The organism is Chloroflexota bacterium (assembly GCA_034717495.1).
Taxonomy (GTDB): Bacteria; Chloroflexota; Anaerolineae; order JAAEKA01; family JAAEKA01; genus JAYELL01.
This window is the reverse complement of sequence record JAYELL010000084.1, coordinates 44,910-69,079: the sequence shown is the minus strand read 5'-3', so window position 1 is coordinate 69,079 and position 24,170 is coordinate 44,910. Positions and strand designations below refer to the sequence as shown.

Here is a 24,170-nt window from a genome sequence, read left to right as displayed (position 1 = left end):
GCGGATCGCTACGCAAAAAGGCGTAAATCATCAACCATTGATCGTTTCGAAGCCTAATCGTTGACATTGCATGCACCTCCTCGGACCAAATATACCCGAGAAAAATGAAATGTCAACAGGCCCTAGCGTGGACCGTTCCACTGCCCAACTGCGACCTGACGTGCAGAACGCCACAATCCTGACCTATCGACTGCGTGTTGGCAACCGATTGCGCTGGTACCTGCAGCCTTCCAATCGCCCAAACCGCATATCTTATCCCCAATGAGGTGCATCGTGCTCAAAGCTACGGATTGTTATATCCATAGCTATACCGGTTAAGACTTTGCGGATTGCTCGGGTCTGGTACGATGCTGTCGGGGCTGATGAACCGGCCCAAAGCCCCACTATACCACCTCACCCCGAATTGATACAACCCAATTTCGTTGTTCAACCGCTCGCCCGTGCCCACTCCGGGGTGCTGCGCAAAACAGCCGATCAGTGGCCGCAGTCGCAGGATCTCCCACGAACTGCTCGCCGAAGGGCAGATAGCGCAGCTGCTCGAGCGCGGACGCAGGGAACGATGAAACGAAGGCAGGGCCGCGTTGGCTCTGCCTTCCTCTCTCTACCCGATCCGTCGTTCCCAAAGCGATTAGCTCAACGCTTCGCCGCCTATATCTTGGGCAGCGAAAGCCAACCGCAGTCTATCTATTCCTCGAATCGGTCACGTTGAAGGCAGTCTTTATAGGCGGCATGCCAGACATTCGCTTCATCGAAACTACCAATGTCATATACTACAAAGGCCCCGTTATCGGGTTCGCTTCTGACAATCAACACCACGGCCATATCGTACTTTTGGCTGCCAAAAAAGAAGAGGTCATCGATAGTGACACGATTAGGACACTCTTGATGGTACCACGACCTTTCGCTCAGCAGTTTGACCGAATCGTCACGTAACATGCCGACTTTCACCAGTCTCAATGGTTCTGCCAACGGATGCTGCCAGCAGCCTGAAAGCACAAACATCATCGCAAGAAGTAGTAATCCCTTCGACCAAATGCTTATCCGGGGCTGACCATGAGACGATGTTCGATTGTTCATGGCTACCTCACCATATAAAGGCCCCAGGCCTGGCGGACATCGCGAATGCCAACGGTAGCGAAGTGTTCGCCCAATAGCGCACCACGGTTACCCAACCACACATCTGACGCAAGAGCGAACCAGTTTCCCCGAAACTGCGTGACTTCGCGTCCAGTGTTGATGACCCCAGCCGCCAAAGCGCCATACGAGCCACCTATCGTTAACGCCCAGGCCCAATGGTGCACGTTTGAGTCGGGGTCATGGCCTTCGTACATCGCGCCGGACAACGCAGGGTCCAAACCCTCCAGGGCAAGATACACCCAAACGCGTACTGGGTTGTGCTTATTACTGATAGCCGACCAAGCATTCGGCGCCTCGAAACGATTTGGTAACCCACTGAACAGACTACCGATGTCCCTGGTGTAGAACTCCTCTTCTCCGTTCTTGTACCAGCCCGCTAACCGCTCCAGCGATGACATGGCTTCCCTCCGTTCGCTGTCCTGGATATCCCTGGCCGTCCAAACCCCACGGGCCCCGCCAGGCGACCCCCCGGTTCTTTCCTCGAACCCTATTCTGTCTGTCCTGACTCTACCACACCATCCACCCCGCTAAATATGATCTGGATCATATCGGGGACTTCTGAGATCGGACGGGTTTCCGGCTTCAGATTGGGAAACACAACGGGCCGGGCATTCTCTGGCTCATGGTAGATTGCGACTCTGCGTCCTGGCAAATTGTGTGCTTGTCTACTCCGCTACTCTACAAAAAAACGGCGGCGCGCTCCCAACGGGAGCAGGCCGCCGTCTCTATTGGCTCCGAGAGCTATTCGGGCAGACGCAAGTTCAGGTCTGCACCCGTGTAGCTCAACGCCTCCAACAGCAGTTCCAGGCTTCCTTCATCAATAGCACCATCGACCGTCATCAGATCGACTAAGCTGTTCAAGGTGTCCGTATCCCAGGAAACATTGGGCATCTGCAACTCGTTTAGGTTGAGGAATAAACCAGAGCCGTCGACCAAGACTCCCACCGAGTCGACCCCTATGTCCTTGAAACTCTGCACCGATTCAGGCGTCAACTGGAAGAAACGAAAATCGATACCGGTCAGCTGGGTGAGGTCCTCTGCGGAGATATCGCCCATCCACAGTTTGCCATCCTCGTCGTAGTCCAGGCCCACGCCCAGGTTGACCGTCTTTTCGCCATCGGGCGGTGCAATCTTGGGCACTTCGGTGGCCTCATCGCGAACGGGTACCGGCTCAACCCCTTCGGGCACCGGGAAGTTCAGAACGAGGTCGATCTCGCCCTGCTGGAAAATCTTAAGCAGAAAGTCGAGCAGGTTGGCCATGCCAGGGTCGAACAGGCCTGTGGCCTTACCGACGTTTGCCAGGGTTTCCTCGTCCCAGTTGAGCTGGGGAAGCAGTTCACCATTGACCAGTACCGAGACACCGTCCTCGGAGGAGATCAACTCAACATTTTGCACGCCATAGGCCTGTATCCATGCGATCATTTCAGGGGTTAGGGCCATGCTATCCATATCCATGCCGGTGAGTTGGGCCAGGGTGTCCACAGAGAAGCCCAGCACAGAGGGCTGGCCATCTTCATCGAAATCGATTTCCAGCCTGGGTAAGAGGGAGAGAAAACTTGGAGCCGCTTCCCGAGCTGCCTCGGGTATGGCAGTACAGGACGTCAAAACCAACGCAAGAATCAGAATACCGATCAATACGCGCATCAAACGCATCACAGTTCCTCCTGTAGAGAATGAAAAGAAGTTTTGGGGCGGCGTGGAGACGTTGTAGGGCATGAAAAGAACAATTGAGCCAGCCAACCTTGAAGGAAAACCTGGTTCTCCTAAATAATATCACGTTGCTCTTTTCTTGGCAACTCCACGTATGGAATTCGGAGGGGAATCGCTTAAACTTGAAGCAGGATAATGAACGCCCTGGCATCCATGAATGTCAGTCTAGAGGACCGATGACGTTGCAGCCTCGTCCGCCAGCCACAACAGGTTGCCGCTGGTTGGTGCGACCAGTTGAGCGGGAAGTACTGGAGATTCAGGCGTATCCAGGACGCGTCGCAATATATCGCGCTTGCCCCTTCCCGTGACCATAAACAGGATAATCCTCGAGGCATTGATCGCTGGAAAGGTCAACGTGATCCGTTCCGGATGGCGATCCTCGTATGCCGATCGATTGGGCGCCACAAGATGATCGGTTACGGAGAGGGCCGCAGTGTCCGGGAAAAGAGAGGCTGTGTGGCCATCGGTGCCGAGACCCAACAGTATTACGTCCATCAGCGGATGGCCCGGCTCCAGTCGAGTCTGTAGTTGTTTCTCGTACAGGTGTGCAGATCTGGCGAGCCGGCTGTCAGCGCAGCTTTTATCCGATGTCTCGGCCACGTATGGCACGGGATTGATATTCTGTCCCGGAATCCCAGCCTCGCTGAGCAATGGCAGAACATGTGTATCGTTGCGCCCGGCATTTCCATGGGGCAAAAAACGTTCGTCGCCCCAGAACACCTCTGTCTGTGCCACGGGAAGAATGGAGCGATATGGCTCACGGGCCAGGAGTTCGTACAGCCTGGCAGGGGTGCCCCCGCCGGCAAGAGCGATTCGAAACTGGCCGCGTTCAGCTACTGCGGCTCGAGCCCAACGGACGATCCAGGTTGCTGCCTGTCTGGCAACGGCTTCAGGATCTTTTCTGACAACTACCTCCGACATTCGTCCCTCGCTGATCTATGGGTTTCCTGCGTTATCCTTGTGAAAGCACATCGATAGGGAAGCGGCAACGACGCACAGGGCTTTCTTCGACAAGAGCGGCCAGCCAGGTCAGTGGGGTGCGCAGCCCGGCGTCCATGTAGCGCCGGCCCTGGCCGCCAGCTCGTCGGCCTCCATTGGGCCCCAGGTGCCCGGCTCGTAGAACGACAATGGCACGGAACCCGATTTCCAAGCGTCCAGCACTGGATCGACGATTCCCCACGAGAGCTCGATTTCATCCCCGCGGGCAAAGAGGGAGGCATCTCCCAACAAGGCATCCAGCAGGAGACGTTCGTATGCATCAGGCAAGTTGCCATCACCAAAATCGGACTCGTAGTGGAACTCCATGTCGACCTTACGGGTGTTCATCCCGGCCCCCGGCACCTTCATTCGAAAGCTGAGGTGGATCCCTTCGTCGGGTTGGATGCAGATGCCAAGAATATTGGGGGGCAACAGTTCCCCTGTCGAGTGCGGAAACAGGAGGTGGGGCGCTCGCTTGAAGACCACGGCGATGTCGGTGGTCTTCTGTTTGAGATACTTGCCCGACCTGACAAAAAAGGGTATGCTCTGCCATCGCCAATTGTCGATATGCAACCTGAGCGCAGCATAGGTGGCCGTCTGCGACTCGGGATCAACTCCTTTCTCCATCCGATAGGTCGGGCCATTGCCGTCGGTAGAGCGGTACTGCGCGCGTACACTCGCCAGGTGCTCATCTTCCGTTGAGAAGGGGCGGACGGCCTGCAATACTTTGACCTTTTCGTTGCGCAGGGCGGTAGCATTGAAGGTTACCGGCGGCTCCATAGCAGTCAATGTAAGCAATTGCAGGGCATGATTCTGAATCATATCCCGTACGACGCCTGCCTGGTCATAATAACCGCCGCGATGACCCACGCCAACGCTTTCGGCCACCGTGATCAACACTTTCGAGACATAGCGCCGGTTCCAGACCGGTTCGAATATGGCATTGGCAAAGCGGAAGACCAGCAGATTCTGTACTGTTTCCTTGCCCAAATAGTGATCGATCCGATACACCTGGTTTTCATCGAAAACCTGATGTAACTGCTTGTTCAACGCCCGGGCCGAGGCGAGATCATGACCAAACGGCTTTTCGATGACAATCCGTCGCCACGTCTCATCATTGCTGCTGGTACTCAGGCCCGATTCTCCCAGGCGTTTGACAATTGGCGCGTAAAGCTGTGGTGGTGTCGCCAGGTAGAAGAGCACGTTACAGCCCTCAAACAACTGCTCGTATTCGGCAAGACGCTGCGCAATTTGATCGTAGCTGCCAAGGTCATCGTAACTGATTGCCATGTAGGTGAAACGCTCGGAGAACTCTCCCCAACGTTGGCAATGTTCCGGTGTCATTCGTCCATGGGCCTCGACACCGGCCTCAAGACTTTGACGGAATTCTTCGTCTGTCATCGGGCTGCGTGCCACCCCCAATATGGCGATCTGTTCCGGCAACAGATCTTCACAGGCCAATGTATGCAGCGCCGGGACAAGTTTTCGCTGTGTCAGATCTCCCGATGCGCCAAAGATGACGATCACCACCGGTGGCGCGGCTGCCGCGCTTTTCTTTTCCTCCTGAAGGAGCCAGGGTATTTCAGACATTGAACAAGATTCCTTGATAGACCTACGTTGTAATCAGGGTAGATTTTTTCTCTGCTATTACCTTGAGAAGATTGTCGTAAGACGCAGAAAACGAAGCCACACCCTGGGCAAGTAACTCGGCCGTGATGTCATCCAGGTCGATTCCGGCAGCATCCAGGGATTCCAGGTTAAGCGCGGCTTGATCGACATCCTTCATGACAGTTGCCGGCTCAGGATTGCCATGGTCCCGAAAGGCCTCAAGGGTCTTCTGAGGCACAGTGTTGACCGTATCGGGGCCGATCAGCTGATCCACATACATGGTGTCGGGATAGGCGGGGTTCTTTGTGCTGGTACTGGCCCACAGCATTCGTTGCACCCGGGCACCTCTGGCACGCAACGGTTCGAACCGCGGCTCGCCGAAAATCTCTTCGAAGCGCTGATAGGCCAGCTTGCTGTTGGCAATCGCTGTCTTTCCTTGAAGGCTGCGAAGCATCTCCTGTTCGGCTGGATCAGCGCTGCTGTCGGCGGCAAACTGGATTCTTTTGTCGCTATTGCCGTCGATACGGCTGACGAAGAAACTTGCGACCGATGCTACCTTGCTTACATCACCGCCGCCGGAAGCATATCGTTCCAACCCCCGGATATAAGCTCTGGCAGCCTGCTCATACGCCGACTCGGCAAATAACAAAGTCACGTTAACATTGATGCCGCTACCGATGAGTTCCTCGATTACGGGAATACCCTCGGAGGTTCCAGGCACCTTGATCATCAGATTAGGGCGATCTACCGCGGCAAAGAGACGCCTCGCTTCGGCAATGGTGCCTTCCGCATCGTGGGCCAGATGGGGTGATACCTCCAGGCTGGCATAGCCATCCAGCCCATCAGTGCGCTCGTAAACGGGCCGCAGAAGGTCGGCCGCTTGCTGGATATCCTGGATGGTCAGCACCTCATAGATATGCTCATCGTTGTGGCCCTGTTGGGCGAGCCTCAGTATCTCCTGGTCGTAATCATCGCTGCCGCTGATGGCCCGTTCAAATATGGTGGGGTTGGATGTCAGCCCAAGCACACCCTCTTCTGCAATCATCCGGGCCAATTCGCCGTTGAAAAGCAACCGGCGTTCAATATTATCGTACCAGATGCTCTGTCCATATTCCTGAAGTTTTACGAGTGGATTCATCGATTGTTTAACCTCGCTGTGTTCTGGAACTCCCACGGTCAGCACCATGGTGATCCCCGTAGGAGTTCGCCCTTTATTCTTTCTCTTCCCTAGCAATGATCTTGTGCCGGCGCCGGAGGAAACGATCCTCCGGTTGAAAATCAGCACCCAGGAAAGCACGGATCAATTCCCGTGCCAGTTCATCGCCAACAATGCGTCCGCCGAGGCAAAGCAAGTTCATGTCGTCGTGTTCGACGCCCTGGCGAGCGGAGTAGGTGTCATGGCAAAGACAGGCCCGAATGCCCGTCAGCTTGTTGGCAGCAATGCATGCGCCAACCCCACTGCCACAGATGACGATACCACGATCTGCCTTACCTGCCTGTATTGCTTCACCCACAAGAAAGGCAAAATCAGGATAGTCATCGGTGCCATCATAGGCGGGAGCTCCCAGATCCAATACCTCATAGCCGCAGTCGTGAAGCCAGGGCACCAGCACTTCTTTCAGGGAATAGCCGCCGTGATCTGCTGCAATTGCTATCTTCATAGTCATTTTCTGTTCCTGAAATTACCCGCGAACGAGACCTTGTGCGGCCTCCGCTACCCGCTCGGCGCTGATCCCCAGACCTTCGTAGACAGCCTGGTAAGCCCCGGAAGCACCGAAACGATCCAGACCGACAACTGCACCATCGAGTCCCACGTAACGATCCCAACCTACTGTTACTCCAGCCTCGACAGCCACACGCGCTGTGACATCGGGCGGCAACACCGATTCCTGGTATGATCTGGGCTGGACTTCAAACAGATCCCAACTGGGCATGCTTACAACCCGTGCATCGATTCCCTCGGCTGCCAGGAGTCCTCTTGCTTCGAGCGCAAGCTGCAGTTCCGAACCGGTGCCAATCAGAATCACCTGGTCCTGCCCGGTATCCTCTGCCCAGTCGGCGATCACATAGGCACCTCTGCCCACACCGGCTTTCGGATCATCCGAAGTGGCTGTCAGAGTCGGGATGGCCTGCCGCGTGAGTGCCAAGGCTATGGGGCGATCCCTGGTTTCCATGGCAATCCGCCAGGCAGCGGCCGTTTCTCTGGCATCTCCAGGACGCAGAACGATCAGCCCCGGGATCACTCGCAGTGAGGCGATTTGTTCCACTGGCTGGTGGGTGGGGCCATCCTCACCGACGCCGATGCTGTCGTGGGTAAGGACAAAAATGACGGGTTGGCCCATCATTGCGGCTATACGCACAGAGGGACGAAGATAATCGGCGAAAACCATGAATGTTGCACCGAAGGGGCGCAAGCCGCCGTACAACGACATGCCATTCAGAATGGCGGCCATGGCATGCTCGCGAACGCCAAAACGCATGTTTCGATTCTCATATGCACCGGGTTCGAAGTCTCCCGAGTTCTTGAGCAGTGTTTTGGTCGAGGGCGCAAGGTCGGCGGAGCCACCCATCAACTCGGGCAAACGATTGGCGAGGGCATTCAGCACCATACCAGAGGCGTTTCGAGTAGCAACTCCCTTGGCACCTGGCTCGAATAGTGGTACATCTGCATCCCAGTCCTTCGGTAATTCACTTGCCATGCGGCGTTTCCACTCCGCTGCCAGGTTGGGGTGCTCCAGCGCGAAATCGTCGAACTGGGCCTGCCATTGTTCCTGTTGATCGGCACCAGTTGCCAGCGCTTCGCGGAAATGTACTTCGACTTCGTCGGGAATGTAGAAGGTCGGCTCAACTGGCCAATCCAGGTTTTCCTTGGTCAGCAGCACCTCGTCAGGGCCCAGGGGGGCACCATGGGCAGCGGGCGTGTCCTGTTTATTGGGGCTGCCGTAACCGATGTGCGTGCGAACGGCAATAATCGATGGGCGATCGGTTACCGATTTTGCCAGGCGGATTGTCTCTGCAACAGCTTCCAGATCGTTGCCATCCTTCACCTGCTGGGTATGCCATCCGTAGGCCCGGAACCGGGCCATTCGATCCTCCGTGAAGGCAATCTCGGTCTTGCCCTCGATGGTGATATGATTATCATCGTAGAGGTAGATAAGCCGTCCCAGTCTCAGATGGCCAGCCAATGAAGCGGCTTCGGCGGCGATGCCCTCCATCAGGTCTCCGTCGGACACGATTCCATACACATAGTGATCGACGATGTCATAGCCAGCCCGATTGAAGGTCGCTGCCATATGGGCCTGGGCGATGGCCATGCCAACACCGTTGGCAAATCCCTGACCGAGTGGCCCTGTAGTCGTCTCCACCCCCGGTGTCAAACCAAACTCGGGGTGTCCGGGTGTCAGGCTGCCAAACTGGCGAAACTGCTTTAACTCCTGCAAAGGCAGATCATAGCCAGTCAGGTGGAGCAGACTGTACAGAAGCATCGAAGCGTGCCCAGGCGAGAGGATAAACCGGTCGCGATTGGGCCAGGCGGGGTCCGCAGGATTGTGTTTGAGAAAACGGGTCCACAGGACATAGGCGGGTGCTGCCAGCCCCATCGGTGCGCCGGGGTGGCCTGCATTGGCCTTCTGGACGCCATCTACGGACAGGAAGCGGATCGTATTGATCGCGGCCTGTGATAGAGATTCTGAATTTGACATGTAACTTCCTCCTGAGGTGATTGGGTGGAAAAACCAATCTGCATACGATAACTTGCGAAAGCGGAGCGCTATAACTCCTAGATATGTTGGCCATCTTCGATCTTACGATAAAGGGGTTTTCTGCCCGTCAACCCAGACCGGCGGATGCCAATCCTTCCTGGCGCTGCTTGTCCTGATCTGGATAGGTGAACAGCAGGGTGTAGCCGCGATAGTGCTCTGGACGTTCGTGATACGGCTTTCCGTTGAATGTCAGCCACGCGTGCCCACCCACAGAGTGGTTCTGGCGCCTGGCGCCGAAGTTCACAACGGTGGGAATACCTGCCTGCCGCAGAAAGTAATGGCGGAGGAGGGAACGGCGAAGGCACATGCCAAGGGGACGCCCGAGTCCCAACGAAGTGGTCGCATCCACGATTTCCCGAATCTGCTCGGGATCAATGTCGCTTGCCACCGGCGGTGGGGTGAGTTGTTCCAGTGCAACAGGCAGCGGTTGGTCCAGCAGGTGTGGCAAGGCACGTCCCAAAGCAACGACATCCCGCAGCAGCTGCCTGCGACCGGGATAGGCCAGGGTTTGAAAAAGAGTCGTCAGGTAGATCACACCACGGCGCACACGAACAGCGCTGTGTTCCAACACATGCATGGGCTTCATTATACCCTCTTCAGAGCATTTTGCTAAAAAAAATCATGTGCAGCGCGGGGAATATGTTACAGGAGTCTACCGTTTCCAGCGGGTTGTGTGCCACACGGGAGGGCAAGCCAGTGTTAGAGTTTGCTTAAAGATCCGAAAAACAACTTGACGGCAGAGATAATTTACGCTATAATTGCTGTGAAAATAGTATAAGGCTTTATCAACTCCGCCAATCAATCAAAAACCGGTCCGTGGAATTGAACCAATTTTCCTCCCGAACAGTGTAACGGGCAGGTAGTTGGTCTCTCACAAAATGCGGTGCATAGTCACGGATCCGAATACACCAGAATAAGGTGCTTAGCATGACAAAAAACAGGAAGCGCAAGACCCCTCTCTCCAAACTGATTGCCACCATGACCCGGGAAGACAACGATTTCCAGGATGCAGTGACCATGCGGTCTGCGCGACGGGGTGAGATCATCGCAAGATCTGATGAACTCACTGAAAAGCTGTTTATCCTCATGAATGGTCGTGCCCAACTGGTATGTAACAACAAAGAAGGCCGGCGCATGATGGTGTCGCGTCTCGGGCCCGGTTCGATCTTTGGTGATGGTGCGATGCTGAACCAGAATATGTCTTCGGGGATCTTCGCTGAAGCTCTCGATGATTGCACAATCTGGGTCTTGCCGGAAGGGCATGCCAAGACGATGACCGAGCGCTATCCCATCATCGGGTGGGGTATGTTGCAGACCTTCGGTCGACGCCTCCGTCAGGTAGAGGATCGGTTGGAGGAAGTTGCTTACAAGAAGCTGCCGCAGAGGCTTGCCAGGCTTTTGCTGGATATGTCACTCGGTGACGAGGATACCATTCGCACCAGCCACCAGGCGTTGGCTGACATGCTCGGTACCTACCGGGAGACGGTCAGCACGATTCTCCGGGGTTTCAAAGCTGATGGCATGGTCGAACTTGGGTATCGAAGAATCTGCGTGACAGATCCCGTTGCTCTCAAGGAGTTGGCAAGCTCCTGGAACTGATGCGATGGCAGATCGGTTTTAGCATTACATGACGCCGGGTTTCTTCGGAGCCCGGCGTCTGCGCGTCCGGGTTCGTTCCGGTTGCCGCACGCGGGCACAAAGAGTACAATGCTCCCGTCGGTCACTGGCTCCAAGAAACATAGTCGTCAGATTGAGTTGCTGCCAATCTGCGCCACATTCATCGAGGTGATTTTTCCATGTCTCACATACAGCTTTTCATCCCGGGACCCAGCGAGGTCCGGCAGGAAATCCTGGATACCCAGGTTGAAAAGATGATCGGTCACCGCAGCGTAGCGTGCGACGATCTCTTCGCTCAGATCCAACGAAAGGTGCGTCAGATATTCAGGACCGATCACCGGGTCTATCTTCTTGCTTCATCGGGGTCTGGCCTTCAGGAGGCTGCGATCCGCAATGGCGTTCGCGGGGACAGGCGCTGCGCCAGTTTCGTAAATGGCGCTTTCGGCCAACGCTGGCACCAGGTTGCCGTCGGGTGTGGAAAGGCCGCCATTCGTTTTGATACTCCGTGGGGACAGCCGGTTCGGCCCCAGGACGTGGACGCAGCACTGAGAGGCGATGAATGGGATGCCATCACCATTGTTCACAATGAGACCAGCACGGGGTTGGTCAATCCTGTTGAAGAGATCGCTGCACTGTTGCGGGCAAAGTATCCGGAGACTCTGATTCTGGTCGATGCAGTGAGTAGCCTGGGTGGGGATTCCATTTCGGTGGATGAGTGGGAACTGGACGTATGCCTGACTTCGTCACAGAAGGCCCTGGCGTTGCCGCCTGGCTTGGCGTTTGCTGCAGTCAGTGATCGTTGTCTCGCTCGTGCAGAGGAGGTGAGGGGCCGGGGTTGGTACTTCGATTTCCTGTTGCTCGAGCGTTACTTGCAGCGCAGTACCACACCTGCAACGCCGGCGATCAGCCTGATGTGGGCAGCCAACCGGCAATTCGACCACATACTTTCTGAGGGGATGGCCAATCGAGTGGCTCGCCATCACCGGTTGGCGGTGTTGACCAGGCAGTGGGCGCTGAGTCGCGGTTTTTCTCTCTTCGCTGCAGATGGTTACCGCTCTCGCACGGTAACCTGTATTGAGAATACCCCTGGCGTTGACATCACCGCGTTGAACCGGTTCCTGCAAGAGCGCCACATGGTCATCGCCAACGGCTACGGAAGCCTGAAGGATCGCACTTTCCGTATTGCCCACATGGGGGATGTTTCCGACGATGATATGAGGACCTTGCTGGCGACGATCGACGAGTACCTGTCAAATGCGGGCGTTATTCATCTGACCTGAATGCTCAGAATGTAGACGAGTTCGCAGCGGCGCCCCGACCGGTTCAGCCATCAGAGGATAACAACATCCCCGACGTGTGGCATGCTTGCACGATCTCAGGATAGGGTTATAATTTCTCAACAGCCTGTTCCAGCTACCAGTCCCGTCCAGATTGAAATTGACCAATTTCAGGGTTCATTGTAGGAGAAATGTTCACACTGGCATCTGTCGCCCCCGGGAATCGATCGATGGTGGGTAAACGCCGAGGATGAATGTACTGGCCGACTTCGTGTGTCCGGTTTGTTACGGACCCCTGGAACTGGCAGCCAGTGATCTGCTTCGCTGCGCTTCCGATGATCTGGAATTCCCTTGTCTGGACGGGATTTGGCGATTCCTGGATCCTCGGCGCATCGATTCATACCGGGATATCATCCAGGATTATGAGGCGGGTCAACTGGCAACGGGCCGGCGTGGGGAAAGCGAAGTTTTTCTAAGGGCACTGCCCTTCGTGGGCTTCCTGGGAGAACTGGAAGAGGACTGGCAACTTCGAGCTCAAAGTTACCGCACACTAACCCGTCGACTTCTGTCGCCCGTCGAAATGTCGCTCGATCGGGCGTTGAACATCCTGGACCTGGGTGCCGGCAACGGGTGGTTATCCTACAGGGCCGCAGGTCGCGGGCATCATGCATTTGCCATCGACCTGCTGATCAACCGTTGGGATGGACTGGGTGCCCACACCTGTTATGACTTACAATTCACGCCGATGCAGGCCGATTTCGACAATATTCCGATACGCGACTGTCAGGCAGACATCGCTGTTTTCAATAACTCTCTGCATTTCTCCTCAGACTACGAAACAACTCTCCGGGAAGCCTTGCGGGTCCTGGCGCCCGATGGATTGCTCGTCATCATGGATACCCCTTTCTTCGAGGAAGAGGATTGTGGGCGAGCCCTTGTCGCCCGGCGGATGACGGGAGCAGCTTATTCGTCCGGTAATCGGGAAGATGGTATGTTCCTTGAGGGTTTTCTGACTTCCAGGCGCCTGGATGCGCTCGGTGATGCGTTGCAGATTCGTTGGAATTACATCGACAGCGATTCTGATTGGCGTCAGACGTTGAGGTCGTGGACGGCGCGTCTCCAGGGCGACGACTGCCTGCTTGCCTCCAGGGTCATCGTTGGACGGCGTCAAGCCTGAAAAACAGAGATGGCAAGCGGGGGAAGGGATAACAGAACATCTGGCGTGCTACGGCATGTCGGGTCTTGGTCTGGCCCTAACGACCTTCTCTTCGTCGACCAGGACCATGCCAGGTCGCTTTCCGGGTGCACGCCGCACCCGACGTTTCGGGGTTACAATCACATCTACCGAGGTTTCGTCGCGCGCTCTTGAATAATAGGCTGCCAGGGATGCAGCTGCCTGGAGGGTTTCATCGCTGACAGGGCGGTCGCCACTGCGGATGATCACATGCGAGCCAGGCCAGCCTCGCGCGTGCAGCCAGAGGTCGGTTGGATCAGCCATGGTGAACGTCAATTTTTCGTTCTGTCGGCTGTTTCGGCCGACCAGAATCACGTAGCCCTCATGGCTGGTGAATCGTCTTGGCTGATCGGGTGGCTGAGCCAGACGCGCTCCGGGTGTTGTCGGGTGACGGGCATAACCTGCTTCAATAAGAGCGCCGTGTACGGCATCGATGCCATTGCGATCAGTGGCCAGGATCAGATCGGTGCTTAGCTGCTCCAAATATGCCAGTTCCGCTTCTCCTTCCATTAACCTGTCTTGAGCAGCCTCGGTTGCACGCTTCGCCTTGCGATAGCGCTTAAAATAAGTCGCTGCATTCTCCGCGGGAGTCAGGCCAGGATCCATGGCAACTTTTCCCGTCGCCAGATCCACCCCGTCGGGCAAGTCAAGCTCTTGCTGTCGGGGAGCGATCTGAGTTGCCAGGGCCAAAATCCACTCACCACTGACGCGGAATGCCTCGATCTCCTCTTTAGATCGCACTTCCCGTTGAATGGCTTCCTGGCGCTTCTGCACCTTTCTTGTGGCCTTATCGATGAGTTCATCGACGTGGCGTCGGGCTTGGCCGTAGGAATCGTCGGCCATGGCGGTCTTTTGGCCGAAAGTTGACTCGACGGCGTTGCTGATTGTGTCGTGGCCTTGCACTGTGAATCCGGCAGTTTGCCGATGTCCCAGCCAGTAAGCAGCGAAGCTTTTCCGCCGACCAACCTCGTCCACTACGGTACAGGGCTGCCAGTTATCCTCTTCGATCATGGAAACAAATTCCTCAACCGAATGCACCAATGGTTGGAGTTTTTTGATCTGTGCGACACGTGTCTGAGCGTCGCCGGTTGCCCTGAACACCATTTCCCGGGCTGATGCGGGGCTGACGCCTACCATGGCTTCGACCAGCGCTTGCCACACTTTCCTCTCCGTTTCCGTCTCACTCAGGAGTGATCGGAGACGATATTCACTGAGGGTTTCCGGTGGCCAACCAGATTGCGGCGGAGGCGGCTGGTAGATTTTCCCTGGCAACACAGTTCGTGCATCGACGTTTTTTGGTCGATAGCGATGGACACATTCCAGGATGCGCCACTCATTCTCAGCCTTTTTGGCAGGGCGCAGCAACAACAGGTTGGCCCACCGCCCAATCAACTCAGCCACCAGCTCGCTGGCACCCAACTGGGGGTGCTGGAACTTCAGGATCAACATGCGTTCCCAACGAGGCTGGGAAACAGCGACCAACGCGCTACCTCGCACAAACTTTCGCAGCAACTGTAGCAGGGGTGATGGCGAATCCACTCCGCGGCGTGGTTTGGCGCTGGCCAGATGTAATCGGGGGGCCTGCCGATCGGCCGATGCCAACAGATGGTGGCGAACACGATTGGCATACACCTCCAGGGCAACGGTTGTTTGGTCTACCTGCACAACCTGCTGGACACGTCCCCCCAGAATGGATTTGGTTAACTCATCGGCGACAGCCGCTACTGTCCATGTATCAAAAGTCATGTTTTTTCCGAGGATGACGATCCTGCCAGGTGAGGATCAATCCTCCAGCTCTCCGAGCAGAAGCCTGGCAAACGAATCCAAACCAGTGGAGTTACGCATCCGGAGACGTGTGATTTCAAAGGGCGAATCCGAAGTGTGCAGGTTGCCCTGTTGTGTGGTGATACCACCCCAAAACGCGTCCGAAGCAAACAGGTCGATGACACGTCTATTGTAGGCACCCTCGGGATACGCGATGAAACGGGGGCGTCGTCCCAGGGCCTCCTCAATCATCTCGCGGCAGCCCAGCACCTGCCAGACGAGGCGGTCGTCGTCGTTTTTGGTCAGATTCTCGTGGACTCGTGCGTGGCACTCGACATCCATACCGGCTTCTGCCATCTCACCCAGCTGCTGCCAATTCATGTAACCGGCAGCATAGTCGAATCCGTTGGCAGCGATCATGCTCCGGGAAGCCCGGGCTGCAAGTTCTGTGATGACAAAAAAGGTTCCGCTAAACCCATGTTCTTGAAGCAACGGAAAGACATTCTGGTAGTTATCCAGATAGCCGTCATCAAAAGTGAGGATAACAGGTTTTTCCGGAAGGGACTGGCCCCTGGTCAGGTGATCGAACAGATCATAGAGATTGATAGACTGGTAGCCTTTTGACTTCAAGAAGGCCAGCTGTTGCTCGAACTGCGCCGGTGACACGGATAGATCCCTACGGTAGCGATCGGCTCCGGCAGGGGGGTCAGAGACATAATGGTACATCAAAATCGGAAGTGTCACCTGTCGCCGGAAACCATCGGGTGTTGGCATCAACGGGGGCGCCGGGGTTTCTGTTGGTATGGGCGTATCTGTCGGCGGAATGGTTTGTCGGGTTGCAGTCTGGCTGATTTCAGGCCTTGCAGGTACCAGGGGTGTGTCAGCAGCGATGGGGGGGGCGGTAGATGCAACAGGCGCCGGTGCATTCGCCGTTGCCGGCATCGGCCTGGCGTTTTCGGTTGGCATGTCGGTGGTCGCGGCCCTGGGAACCTCGGTAACAAATACCGGAACTGTTTGACAGCTGGCTATGAGTCCGGCGGTGATCAGGGCAATAATCAACCCCGGCAACCGGTACGATCGTTCAGACATGGCAAAGAGTATAGCATACAATATTATCATGACATCATTCTACGGCCCGCACCAGGAGGGGGATGCGCCGGCCTACTCGCCGAAAACCAGACTGCTCATAGAGTTTGAGAGAGGCGCTGTTGCTTTCCTGGGTGTTCAGGACAATGCGCCGCGCACCTTGCCCATGGCAATATGCCAGCGCGCTGTTCAGCAGCATTCGGCCGATACCCTGGCGCTGCTGGCTGGGATGCACTGCCAATCGGATGATCTGACCAGTTTCACCCGGGATGTCGGTGCAAACATAGCCGACAGGAATCTCCGCCTGGCCAGGGCCAGCCCATACGGTCACTGCGAAATATCCGCTGGTGATCATCAGTTCGATCAGTTCACCACTGGCCAACTGATAGGGAGGCTCGAATATCTGGCGATCGAGTTTGGCCAGTGCCATGAGGTCTTGAGCAGCCACGGGGCGCAGGAGCAATCCCGCCGGCGGTGTCAGTTCGACCGGTCGTGCATGCCGTTCTAATGTGACGATCCAATCCAGTCGCTCAAAGCCAACCCGCGTCAGAACGGGCACAAGCCACACGGCCGTGCCATAGGCTGCCAGGTGGGCAATGCTGCGAGCGGCCAGGTCTTCTACCAGGGCTGGCATGACTGCCTGGATACCATCGTCTGTTCGGTATCCATCGATCACGGCAGCGCCTCGCAGATAGGCCCAGCGTGAGCGATCTGTTGTGGCGCAGATCAGTGCCCAGAGTTCGTCCGTCTCACGCACGCCGTCAGAGTCCAGTCTTGCTGCGACAAAACAGGCGCCGCGATCGAGAAACCGGGGAAGATCTTCCGCTCCAAAGGCCACATAACTGCGCCGGGCTTCCTGCAACAGGCGCTGCACACCCTGCTGGTCTTTGGTGGTAGCTGAATGAATTCGCAATTGAACAGACAAAGGCCGACTCCCAAGATGAGTATGCCACAGTATCGAAGGGTGCGTCAAAAGCGGGATTCGGCTGGTCGCTTGACAGCGTCGCTGGTCCATGATACAAATGGGGGTACAGTCGTTTTTTCCCCGGAACAAACCTGGATTATCCCATCATGGTCAATGCTCGAGCGCATGTTTTTGTCAGCGGACATGTTCAGGGTGTCTCATATCGCTACTATACCCGGCGTCAGGCCAATGCCCTGGGGGTAACCGGGTGGGTGAGAAACCTGCCAGACGGTCGGGTGGAGGCTGTATTTGAGGGATCTGAGAAGGCAGTGAGGCACATGGTCGCGTGGTGTTACCGTGGCTCACCCAATGCCTATATAATTGAAGCCGATGTTGATTATCAGCCATACACCGGCGAGTTCAACGGCTTTCGCTTGACCTACTGGTAGCCCTGCAGGGCGAGAGAGGAGTATTCAGTGACAATCAACAAAGTTCCTGAAACAATTGAATTGCCGCCCCCTGATCTCGATGGTAGCGTGTCGTTAGAGGCGGCCATCGCTCGGCGGCGCACCGTACGGGAGTTCTCTACGCAGCCCCTCCCGGAGGCAATTCTCGGGCAGTTGCTGTGGGCAGCGAATGGGATCACCGACCGGCTGAGTGCCAAGCGAGCTGCGCCATCGGCGGGTGCCCGTTTTCCGCTGGAATTCTACGCCGTGCTGCCCCAGGGAGTGTTTCTTCACGATCCCCGGCAACATGTCCTGCGTTGTACAGTTAAAGGTGATATCCGATCTCTGCTGGTTGACGCTACATCGCAGGATTTTATCGCGCCAGCACCCTGTACGTTTGCGATCGCCGCGGTTTTCTCTCGTACCGTTTCCCGCTATGGCGAGCGGGGGGAGAGACGCTATGTGCCCATGGATGTAGGCCACGCTGCCGAGAATCTTCTCTTGCAGGCTACCGCCCTGGGCCTGATCGGCTGCCCTGTAGGCTCCTTCGATGACCGTCGACTGGCCCAAGCGCTTGCTTTGCCGCCGGAACAGGAGCCCCTTTATCTGATACCTGTCGGTTGGCGGCTCGATTCTTGATGGTGCTGATCGGACAGGGCGCCATCGGCCGTATAGAGAGTCGCGCCAGAGGTGTCACCAGTTCGATCCGACGCTGGAATCGAACTGGTGCTTCGCCGGAGTGGGCCGGCCTGTAAGCTCTGTAACCAACTGCAATTCTTGAAACGAGTTGCCCTCGCGCTTCACCTTGACCTGCTTCTACAATGTCGAGGGTAACAGGCAGCTGAAAGAGCTATGTTTGATCGTTTTTTTCGCTCCTCACCACCCAAGGGTATGACCTTCGCGCAGCAGCGCGCCTGGATGGTTGAGAACCAACTTAAGGGTTCGGGTATCCGGGATCCCAGGGTGCTGGATGCCATGGCATCGGTGCCCCGGGAGTTGTTTGTGCCGGAGCGGCAGCGGGATATGGCCTATTATGATGGCGCCCTGCCCATTGGTGAAGGGCAAACCATTTCTCAACCCTTTGTGGTGGCCCACATGACCGAGGCGCTCTCGCTGGCAGGAGAAGAGAAGGTTCTGGAGATCGGCACCGGTTCGGGCTATCAGACAGCGATATTCAGTCACCTGGTCAAGAGCGTCTATACGATCGAGCGGGTTGGGCCATTGGCAGACCACGCACGGGCAATACTGGAGTCGCTCGGGATCACCAATGTCTTCTACCTGACGGGTGATGGCAGTCAAGGCTGGCCGGAGCACGCTGCCTACGATGCTATCCTGGTGGGATGTGCGGCAGCAGCCATTCCGCCTCCCTTGCTCGATCAACTGGCAGAAGGTGGCCGTCTCATCATGCCCATTGGTCCAAGGGGGTTTCAGGATCTTGTGCTGGCATCAAGAGAGGGAGATGAAATCCGGGAACAACGCCTGTCTCCGGTAGCATTTGTCCCACTGGTGGGCAAATATGGGTGGTCGCAGAAGGGTTAGCCATCCCGGTGCGATCCAGTCGAGCGCGTTTCACCCATGCTTTGATAAAGGGATCGTCATCGCTGATGGTGGGCCGGATTTTCCAGTCACGAACGCTGGTCATTCGATGCGCCAATTCACCAGCTGCAGATCGTGGTCATATTCGAACTTCATGCTGATGGGCCCCTGGTCATCCCCGACCACGTAGGGAAAAAAGATGGCATCTGCCTGGGGAATCGACAGGTTAGGAACCTCGTTGATGGGAACCCAGGCAAGATCACCCTCGTCGCAACCGGTCACGGTACCCTCAACATCCCGGGCCAGATAGATAAACATGAGCCACTGCCAGTCGGGCCGCGGTGAAGTCTCAGCGGCAATCACTCGAAGCTTAGGTGCTCTGGCGAGCAGTCCTGTCTCCTCCTCTAGCTCGCGCACTGCGCACTCGGTGGGCGATTCGTCTAACTCGATCTTACCTCCCGGTGCGATCCACTTGTGTAAATTGGGTGATTTATGGCGGTACATCATCAGGACTTCATCATCCTGCATGACATACACCAACGTTGTCAATATCTTTGCCAAAGCATTGCCTCCTCAGGAATCGTGCAAATCTCCTCATCAAAGTCACTTCACCGTGTCAGTTTCCCGCCACAGACGAACCACGCTGCCAGCTTCGGCGTCCGCGACGTAGATCGATCCGTCGGAGCCCTCAGCCAGCGCAACCGGTCGACCAAAACCGCCGATCATATCGTGAACGAAACTGTAGTAACCGCTAACGTCTGAGATGATTTCGACCCTCACCACTTTACCAGATGTCTCTTCTGGAGCACCAGCCTGACCGGCGAGCGCTACAAGGAGGTCGGTGCTGTATTCGTCAAACATGCTTCCACTGTAGAAAAGCAGGTCAGAAGCGCCTGCGCCCGGCGGCAGTTCTGCCATCGGTCCAATAGTATGGCTGTCCTCGCCTGGTTTTCCCCAAACATCTGGCCAGCCGTAATCGCCACCACCAAGGAGCAGATTTACCTCATCGGGCACATTATCGCGCCAGGGCCAGGCCAGGCCACTGTCGGCGATGTAAATGGCGCCGGATGGGCTGAACGCGATACTGGAGGCAGTACGCATGCCCGTCACGAACGTTTCTGGAGCAGCCGGGCTCAGAGCGTTCACTATGGGATCGGGATCGAACCGCCACACCGCGCCCGGTTCAGGCTCAAGGGTATCACCAGCCGGTCCGGAAGCCACATAGAGCTGGCCGTCGGTGCCGGTGACCAGATCGTACGCCTGCCTGGTTAGGCCGCCCGGCAGAGGTCCCACAAGCACGGGCCCGTCGTCGTCGATAGCGTATACGCCACCCTTGGCAGTGACCAGCAGGATGGGGTCCTCTTCAGCGTTATTCAGCCAGGTTAAACCGGTGGGATGATCCAGGCCCGTCACTACAACTGTCCGGCGATCGGCAAAGCCGTCGCCGTCGGTGTCGGTCAGGCGCAAGATCCTACCCGATGGCTTTGCCGGGTCGTGAGGGTCAGATCCCAGGGTCGCCACATAAAGCTGATCATCTGGTCCCGTTGCGAGAGCGGATGGATGCTCCAGTTGGTCCGCGAACAGCATGGCTCGCAGTTGATGGGGTGTAGTCAGGCCCAGTTTGTTTGGCAAGGGGCCAGGCAGATCCAGAGGTAGGATACTTAACCAGGCATTCAGATTGGCAACGTCGATATTATGCAATTCGCCGGGAAGAACCGGGTGAAGACCATGATTTTCAGACCGAAGGTGGTCGGCAAATGCTTCAAGGGAAAGGGTATGGCTGCGCAAGGATGGCCCCGAAACACCCTCTGCAAACGTGCCGTGGCACGATTGGCAAGCCAGGATGCCCCAAAGTTGGCGTCCGATAAGGGGATCACCTTCAACATGCTCGCCCCTACGGGCGTTCAAGAGGGTTTCGGTGGGTGAGGGTGAGACCGACTGCCGCGGTGCTGTCAGAACTGGTTGGCAACTGGTGACAGCCAGAATCAAGCAGGCAGAAACGGCCAGGACCAGGGTGATCGAAGGCTTCTGTCGTAAACGAACCATTGTGCGATTATACCCTAGCGCCGGAGGATGGAGAAAAGATTGGGTTCAAGTTCCTTTTCGCAGCAAGTCACTTGCCGAGTTGCGAAAAAGATGATACATTATCAGCCAGAACACCATGATTCTGGTGTTATGACCCTCGCATAGTTAAACATCATCAGGTCGGGCCCCGGGATGCCGGCCTTCCGCTGCCGCATGACGCGCGGTCACCGTGTATGTGATGCGGCTCTCGACGACAAGGAGGATATCATGGATCCGTGGGTCGGTGCCCTTATTGGTTTTCTTGCCGGCCTCGTCGTCATGTGGCTTCTGATGAGGTTCATGTTCATCAAACAGCTGCAGAGCGAGTCTGAACAGTTGGCCGAACAAGTTAACGATCTTGAAACGGAACTCAACAAAGCGCGCGTCGAAGCCGGCAAGCTGGAGGATCGCCTCAAGTTTCGCGACCAGGAGCTGAAGGAAAAAAAGGAGCAGCTATCCAAAGCTGAAGCAACGCTGCGGGAGCAGGAACAGACGAAGATTGCAACAGAGAGTCAACTCAAGAGCCTGGAAGATGGCAGAACAGACCTGGAGGACGCCCTGGCGGACCTGGAGCAGCAGCTCCAGCAGAGGGACGTGGCTATCGCCCAACTTCAGGAAGAGGAGAGGGCTCGACAGGCCGCGGAAAGGGAGATGGTCAGGCGTACCGAGGAAATCGGGGCGACCATCGCTCAGCGCGATCAAACGATCGCTGAACTTCACAATGGAATAGCTCAGCGCGATAGCCAGCTTCAGGAATCAGAGCAGATTCTCGGAAATCTCCGGACGAATATTCGCGCTGAAGCTGATGATTCCCGTGCTTTGAAAGCGGCTATCAAGCGCCAACAGGCAGAGATCAATGCTTTACGCCAGCAATTGTCCAAGGCCACTGAGAGTCTGGCCAGTCGCAACGAACGGTTAACCCAGTTGCAGAAGGCATTGGGCGATCGCAAGAGCACCATTTCCGATCTGCGGAAGCGCCTGGAGGATACCCGGAGATCCACGGGTGACGTGGAGGAAGTTGCGGCCGTAGCCATGGCCTTGGGTGCAGCCGGAGTGGTTGAGGAAAAAGCTGAAGGTGTCGAAGAAGCGCTGAGCGAGACCGGGGTTTCTGATGTCGAGTATTCCAAGCCGGCAGAAGAGGACCTTGTTGTCGAGGCTGCGAAAGAAGAAGATGATGGGCCTGAGAGCGAGCTTGTTGTCGAAGTAGCAGAGTTGGTGGAGGAAGGGGAGATCGTTGCGCCTTCCCTTGAGCTTGACGAGATCGTGGTCGAATCGGATCGTGCGCTGGCGAAAGCGATTTCCGGCGCCGAAGAGGCCCTGGCTGAATCTGAGCCTGGCGAAAAAGCGGAAGCTACACCTGTCGAGACGATCGACGTGGTTCCGGCTGACCAAGAGTCTGAAACAGCCTTGGTGGCTAACGTCCCAAACGTTGATCTGGAAGACCTGGTTGCCCAGTCGGACGCGGCGCTGGAAGAGGTTCTCTCACATGTCAAAGATGCCCTGGCTGAGTCGGAGGCGGTGGTTACAGAAGAGGCCGTATCCGGCGATGTGAGCGAGATTGAGGCTGATGGGGACGTCGATGAAGTGGACCCGGACAAAGAGGATTCCGCTTAATCGCCAGCTACTCTTGGAGGTGCAACGCGCTTACGAAGTGCGTTGCACCTGGGGGTTCGCTGAGAATTCGTGAGAAACGCGGAATGCCAACAGCCCTCGATTTTATGGAGCGTAGGGAAAACGTAGGTTTGGCGTCCAGCAGCCTAGGTTATGGTTATGTTATTATAGCTGATAGAGATGATCAGTCTCTTCTTCTCCTCCTTTTCCGATAGAGAGCGCTCTGGGCCGGGCAACCCAGGGCGCTCTCAGCGTTTAGGCCAGGTTTACTCTGAACGATCGCTCGTCTCGTTCAGCACCCGTCGATAAATATCTGCGGTCGCCAGTGCGATCTTTTCCTGCGTGAAATGATCGAGCACCCGTTGGCGCCCCTGTTGTCCCACCTCCAATCGCAGCCTGGGATTCTGAGCAAGGCGCACCAACTTTTCAGCCAATGCATCGGTGTCCTCCTCCGCAAAAACCCACTGTGCATCACCAATCACGTTGGGGATCTCGCCCGAGTCTGAGCCGATCACCGGCACACTGCAAGCCATAGCTTCGATCAGAACACGGCCAAACTGCTCTTTCCAATTGGGCATGGTTCGGCTTGGCAGGACCAGAACGTCGATGCTCTGGTAAAAGGCCGGCATCCGGGTGGAGGATATCCGTCCCAAAAAGGCTACCTGATCAATCAGACCCAGATCGATGGATTGGCCAGTCAGCGTGTCTTCATGAGTACCAGTGCCGGCAAGCAGCAGGTAGCAGTCGGTGCCGCCGAGGGTGGCGTTGCATTGTTGGATGGCAGAGAGCAGTAGGTCCACCCCCTTTTCAGGCAAGAGGCCACCCGCATACCCGACGACCAGCCTGGCGTCGGTGGGACGCTCCCACAATGGTGAAATGCCTGATGTGTCAAATAACTCAGGATCCACGCCGAACTGGGGAATCACAGTGACCGGTTGGCGGAACCCCTTGCTTCGAAGTACGAGTTCTGCCTCGCGATTTCCGGCGATTGCGGCAGCAGCGTGACGGTAGTTGAAATTTTCGATCCATTTGAAGGGTGGGGGATACTGGCGGATCAGGTTCTGCCAGGTGAAAAAGAGTGCGGGTCGCTCGTGTTTTGCCGCCCAGCGAATCGCCTGCCATGTTGCCAGATTGTATGGCTCTTCATCAACATGGACAAGATCGGGGCGAGCCTCGTGTAATGCCTGGCCAAGCTGGGGGTAAAAGTGCGCGTGAAAATGACCATTTAAGGCAATGGGCGTTTCCACCAGTGTGTAGCCCTCGATGTAAGCCCTCTCCAACCTGGTTTCGCCGCGACTATCTCGCCATGCGGGCGGCACGATCACCGTCAGTTGGATTTCCGGGAGGCGCGCCAACTCCTCCAGCTTACGCTGGTAAACGCCGACGACGACAGCTTTTGACAACATGGCAATGCGCACGATCAGACCTCGAATTTCG

22 protein-coding genes are annotated in these 24,170 nt (G+C 56.3%); 7 read left to right on the top strand and 15 right to left on the bottom strand.

Annotated features, from left to right (window positions below; all coding sequences use genetic code 11):
• Positions 1-684: 684 nt before the first annotated feature.
• The 9 genes from U9R25_15670 to U9R25_15630 all read right to left on the bottom strand — a co-directional run bounded on the left by U9R25_15670 (position 685) and on the right by U9R25_15630 (position 9,780).
• Positions 685-1,077: a hypothetical protein gene (locus U9R25_15670; GenBank protein MEA3337337.1), complete on the bottom strand. Its 393-nt coding sequence runs from the start codon at positions 1,075-1,077 to the stop codon at positions 685-687.
• A gap of 2 nt (positions 1,078-1,079) precedes the next feature.
• Positions 1,080-1,535, bottom strand: coding sequence for a hypothetical protein (locus tag U9R25_15665; GenBank protein MEA3337336.1), 456 nt, complete (start codon positions 1,533-1,535; stop codon positions 1,080-1,082).
• Between the two features lie 343 nt (positions 1,536-1,878).
• Positions 1,879-2,790, bottom strand: a complete 912-nt coding sequence (locus tag U9R25_15660; protein ID MEA3337335.1) for a hypothetical protein — start codon at positions 2,788-2,790, stop codon at positions 1,879-1,881.
• 222 nt (positions 2,791-3,012) lie between these two features.
• The gene (pgl, locus tag U9R25_15655; GenBank protein MEA3337334.1) at positions 3,013-3,768 is read right to left on the bottom strand and encodes a 6-phosphogluconolactonase; all 756 of its coding nucleotides are present in this window, start codon (positions 3,766-3,768) and stop codon (positions 3,013-3,015) included.
• A gap of 108 nt (positions 3,769-3,876) precedes the next feature.
• A complete protein-coding gene (gene zwf / locus U9R25_15650) occupies positions 3,877-5,415 on the bottom strand; it encodes a glucose-6-phosphate dehydrogenase (protein ID MEA3337333.1) in 1,539 nt (512 codons plus the stop codon).
• A 22-nt stretch (positions 5,416-5,437) separates the two neighbouring features.
• Positions 5,438-6,571, bottom strand: coding sequence for a transaldolase (gene tal, locus U9R25_15645; GenBank protein ID MEA3337332.1), 1,134 nt, complete (start codon positions 6,569-6,571; stop codon positions 5,438-5,440).
• A gap of 73 nt (positions 6,572-6,644) precedes the next feature.
• The gene (locus tag U9R25_15640) at positions 6,645-7,094 is read right to left on the bottom strand and encodes an RpiB/LacA/LacB family sugar-phosphate isomerase (GenBank protein MEA3337331.1); all 450 of its coding nucleotides are present in this window, start codon (positions 7,092-7,094) and stop codon (positions 6,645-6,647) included.
• A gap of 21 nt (positions 7,095-7,115) precedes the next feature.
• Complete coding sequence (gene tkt / locus U9R25_15635; protein MEA3337330.1) at positions 7,116-9,134, bottom strand: transketolase; 2,019 nt, start codon at positions 9,132-9,134, stop codon at positions 7,116-7,118.
• A 127-nt stretch (positions 9,135-9,261) separates the two neighbouring features.
• Positions 9,262-9,780 (bottom strand): lasso peptide biosynthesis B2 protein, encoded by a 519-nt coding sequence (locus U9R25_15630; GenBank protein MEA3337329.1) that lies wholly within the window; start codon positions 9,778-9,780, stop codon positions 9,262-9,264.
• 341 nt (positions 9,781-10,121) lie between these two features.
• On the opposite strand from U9R25_15630, the gene U9R25_15625 reads away from it, so the two are divergent.
• From U9R25_15625 to U9R25_15615, 3 genes are all read left to right on the top strand, one after another.
• Positions 10,122-10,793 (top strand): Crp/Fnr family transcriptional regulator, encoded by a 672-nt coding sequence (locus U9R25_15625; protein MEA3337328.1) that lies wholly within the window; start codon positions 10,122-10,124, stop codon positions 10,791-10,793.
• Positions 10,794-10,990: 197 nt separating this feature from the next.
• Positions 10,991-12,091 carry an alanine--glyoxylate aminotransferase family protein gene (locus U9R25_15620; GenBank protein MEA3337327.1) on the top strand — a complete coding sequence of 367 codons (1,101 nt, stop codon included), beginning with the start codon at positions 10,991-10,993 and terminating at the stop codon, positions 12,089-12,091.
• Between the two features lie 247 nt (positions 12,092-12,338).
• Positions 12,339-13,265: a methyltransferase domain-containing protein gene (locus U9R25_15615; GenBank protein MEA3337326.1), complete on the top strand. Its 927-nt coding sequence runs from the start codon at positions 12,339-12,341 to the stop codon at positions 13,263-13,265.
• Positions 13,266-13,313: 48 nt separating this feature from the next.
• Here U9R25_15615 and U9R25_15610 read toward each other — a convergent pair whose 3' ends face one another.
• Genes U9R25_15610 through U9R25_15600 form a run of 3 tightly spaced genes read right to left on the bottom strand, consistent with a single transcriptional unit; the run spans position 13,314 to position 17,097 of the window.
• Positions 13,314-15,068: an NFACT RNA binding domain-containing protein gene (locus U9R25_15610; GenBank protein ID MEA3337325.1), complete on the bottom strand. Its 1,755-nt coding sequence runs from the start codon at positions 15,066-15,068 to the stop codon at positions 13,314-13,316.
• Between the two features lie 36 nt (positions 15,069-15,104).
• The gene (locus U9R25_15605) at positions 15,105-16,205 is read right to left on the bottom strand and encodes a polysaccharide deacetylase family protein (GenBank protein ID MEA3337324.1); all 1,101 of its coding nucleotides are present in this window, start codon (positions 16,203-16,205) and stop codon (positions 15,105-15,107) included.
• A 4-nt stretch (positions 16,206-16,209) separates the two neighbouring features.
• The gene (locus U9R25_15600; GenBank protein MEA3337323.1) at positions 16,210-17,097 is read right to left on the bottom strand and encodes a GNAT family N-acetyltransferase; all 888 of its coding nucleotides are present in this window, start codon (positions 17,095-17,097) and stop codon (positions 16,210-16,212) included.
• Positions 17,098-17,243: 146 nt separating this feature from the next.
• On the opposite strand from U9R25_15600, the gene U9R25_15595 reads away from it, so the two are divergent.
• The 3 genes from U9R25_15595 to U9R25_15585 all read left to right on the top strand — a co-directional run bounded on the left by U9R25_15595 (position 17,244) and on the right by U9R25_15585 (position 19,061).
• Entirely contained in the window at positions 17,244-17,525 is a 282-nt protein-coding gene (locus U9R25_15595) for an acylphosphatase (GenBank protein ID MEA3337322.1), read from the top strand.
• A gap of 27 nt (positions 17,526-17,552) precedes the next feature.
• Entirely contained in the window at positions 17,553-18,161 is a 609-nt protein-coding gene (locus tag U9R25_15590; GenBank protein MEA3337321.1) for a SagB/ThcOx family dehydrogenase, read from the top strand.
• A 252-nt stretch (positions 18,162-18,413) separates the two neighbouring features.
• Positions 18,414-19,061: a protein-L-isoaspartate(D-aspartate) O-methyltransferase gene (locus tag U9R25_15585; GenBank protein MEA3337320.1), complete on the top strand. Its 648-nt coding sequence runs from the start codon at positions 18,414-18,416 to the stop codon at positions 19,059-19,061.
• A gap of 99 nt (positions 19,062-19,160) precedes the next feature.
• Here U9R25_15585 and U9R25_15580 read toward each other — a convergent pair whose 3' ends face one another.
• Positions 19,161-19,619: an 8-oxo-dGTP diphosphatase gene (locus U9R25_15580; GenBank protein MEA3337319.1), complete on the bottom strand. Its 459-nt coding sequence runs from the start codon at positions 19,617-19,619 to the stop codon at positions 19,161-19,163.
• Between the two features lie 42 nt (positions 19,620-19,661).
• Entirely contained in the window at positions 19,662-21,104 is a 1,443-nt protein-coding gene (locus U9R25_15575) for a PQQ-dependent sugar dehydrogenase (protein ID MEA3337318.1), read from the bottom strand.
• 246 nt (positions 21,105-21,350) lie between these two features.
• Between U9R25_15575 and U9R25_15570 the strand changes: the two genes are divergently transcribed.
• A complete protein-coding gene (locus U9R25_15570; protein ID MEA3337317.1) occupies positions 21,351-22,736 on the top strand; it encodes a hypothetical protein in 1,386 nt (461 codons plus the stop codon).
• Positions 22,737-22,999: 263 nt separating this feature from the next.
• Here the strand turns inward: U9R25_15570 and U9R25_15565 are convergent, their stop codons facing one another.
• Positions 23,000-24,139 (bottom strand): glycosyltransferase, encoded by a 1,140-nt coding sequence (locus U9R25_15565; protein ID MEA3337316.1) that lies wholly within the window; start codon positions 24,137-24,139, stop codon positions 23,000-23,002.
• Positions 24,140-24,170: the final 31 nt, after the last annotated feature.

Bases quoted from the DNA above. Each gene is read 5' to 3' on its own strand.
- U9R25_15670 (MEA3337337.1), bottom strand. From the start codon at position 1,077: ATGAACAATCGAACATCGTCTCATGGTCAGCCCCGGATAAGCATTTGG.
- U9R25_15665 (MEA3337336.1), bottom strand. From the start codon at position 1,535: ATGTCATCGCTGGAGCGGTTAGCGGGCTGGTACAAGAACGGAGAAGAG.
- U9R25_15660 (MEA3337335.1), bottom strand. From the start codon at position 2,790: ATGCGTTTGATGCGCGTATTGATCGGTATTCTGATTCTTGCGTTGGTT.
- pgl (MEA3337334.1), bottom strand. From the start codon at position 3,768: ATGTCGGAGGTAGTTGTCAGAAAAGATCCTGAAGCCGTTGCCAGACAG.
- zwf (MEA3337333.1), bottom strand. From the start codon at position 5,415: ATGTCTGAAATACCCTGGCTCCTTCAGGAGGAAAAGAAAAGCGCGGCA.
- tal (MEA3337332.1), bottom strand. From the start codon at position 6,571: ATGAATCCACTCGTAAAACTTCAGGAATATGGACAGAGCATCTGGTAC.
- U9R25_15640 (MEA3337331.1), bottom strand. From the start codon at position 7,094: ATGAAGATAGCAATTGCAGCAGATCACGGCGGCTATTCCCTGAAAGAA.
- tkt (MEA3337330.1), bottom strand. From the start codon at position 9,134: ATGTCAAATTCAGAATCTCTATCACAGGCCGCGATCAATACGATCCGC.
- U9R25_15630 (MEA3337329.1), bottom strand. From the start codon at position 9,780: ATGAAGCCCATGCATGTGTTGGAACACAGCGCTGTTCGTGTGCGCCGT.
- U9R25_15625 (MEA3337328.1), top strand. From the start codon at position 10,122: ATGACAAAAAACAGGAAGCGCAAGACCCCTCTCTCCAAACTGATTGCC.
- U9R25_15620 (MEA3337327.1), top strand. From the start codon at position 10,991: ATGTCTCACATACAGCTTTTCATCCCGGGACCCAGCGAGGTCCGGCAG.
- U9R25_15615 (MEA3337326.1), top strand. From the start codon at position 12,339: ATGAATGTACTGGCCGACTTCGTGTGTCCGGTTTGTTACGGACCCCTG.
- U9R25_15610 (MEA3337325.1), bottom strand. From the start codon at position 15,068: ATGACTTTTGATACATGGACAGTAGCGGCTGTCGCCGATGAGTTAACC.
- U9R25_15605 (MEA3337324.1), bottom strand. From the start codon at position 16,205: ATGATAATATTGTATGCTATACTCTTTGCCATGTCTGAACGATCGTAC.
- U9R25_15595 (MEA3337322.1), top strand. From the start codon at position 17,244: ATGGTCAATGCTCGAGCGCATGTTTTTGTCAGCGGACATGTTCAGGGT.
- U9R25_15585 (MEA3337320.1), top strand. From the start codon at position 18,414: ATGACCTTCGCGCAGCAGCGCGCCTGGATGGTTGAGAACCAACTTAAG.
- U9R25_15575 (MEA3337318.1), bottom strand. From the start codon at position 21,104: ATGGTTCGTTTACGACAGAAGCCTTCGATCACCCTGGTCCTGGCCGTT.
- U9R25_15570 (MEA3337317.1), top strand. From the start codon at position 21,351: ATGGATCCGTGGGTCGGTGCCCTTATTGGTTTTCTTGCCGGCCTCGTC.
- U9R25_15565 (MEA3337316.1), bottom strand. From the start codon at position 24,139: ATGTTGTCAAAAGCTGTCGTCGTCGGCGTTTACCAGCGTAAGCTGGAG.